Genomic DNA, 1,024 nt, shown 5'->3' on the forward strand with positions numbered 1-1,024 from the left:
TACAGTTTTTTTATTTTCTATTTTGCTACTGTTTTTGTATTTGAATTTATGGACTGATTTTATTAAGGATATTGATTGGCTTACTTGGACTATTCATCCGATTGTTAGACTTTCAGCACTCGTTATCTTATTTACTTTGTTTTTTTATGGAATTTTTTTACAGTTTTTTTATTTTCTATTTTGCTACTGTTTTTGTATTTGAATTTATGGACTGATTTTATTAAGGATATTGATTGGCTTACTTGGACTATTCATCCGATTGTTAGACTTTCAGCACTCGTTATCTTATTTACTTTGTTTTTTTATGGAATTTTTTATTTATTAAAGTTACAAAGAGACATTGGATTCATTAAACACCTATCGCTAAAATCAGATAAAATTGAAACGGATATAGAAGTTTTTTCAAATGAGAGTAGTAAAGTTTCTTATTTTGATAGGTATTTGGATGATGTGATTTATTTGTTCAAACAGTCTGAGGCAGATGTTATAGTCTTTGAAGACATTGAACGTTTCAATGATTCAAGAATCTTTGAAAAAATTAAGGAATTAAATATTGTTATCAATAGAAAAAGGAAAGTGTGTAGAGAGTCTAAATTAGTATTTTTCTATCTTGTTAAAGACGATTTATTCGAGTCACAAGAACGAACAAAGTTTTTTGATTTTATTATTCCAATAGTACCTGTTGTAACGGCTTCAAACTCCTATGATCAGTTATCAAAAATATTAAAAGGTATGGAACTTTATGAGGAATTGGATGAAAAGTTTTTATTTAATATCTCATTATACCTTGATGATATGCGCCTGATTAATAATATTTGTAATGAGTATCTGACCTACAAAGAATCATTGAGTACTTTGAAATTAGATCCTGAAAAAGTATTTTCAATGATAGTGTACAAGAATATTTTTCCGAAAGACTTTTCTCTGTTGCAAAAAAATCAAGGGTATACTTGAAGTAATAAAAAGAGATTTTCTGCACTTTAATATACCTGGACTACCTGATGATAGATTAAAAATTCTGATA

Annotated in this window: 1 protein-coding gene; it reads left to right on the top strand. The window is 27.2% G+C overall.

Going from position 1 to position 1,024, the window contains the following annotated elements:
* Nucleotides 1-129: 129 nt before the first annotated feature.
* The gene (locus tag K4I03_RS05290) at nucleotides 130-954 is read left to right on the top strand and encodes a YobI family P-loop NTPase (protein WP_408643073.1); all 825 of its coding nucleotides are present in this window, start codon (nucleotides 130-132) and stop codon (nucleotides 952-954) included.
* Nucleotides 955-1,024: the final 70 nt, after the last annotated feature.

It is taken from the genome of Streptococcus sanguinis, from assembly GCF_020729725.1.
GTDB classification, from domain to species: domain Bacteria; phylum Bacillota; class Bacilli; order Lactobacillales; family Streptococcaceae; genus Streptococcus; species Streptococcus sanguinis_V.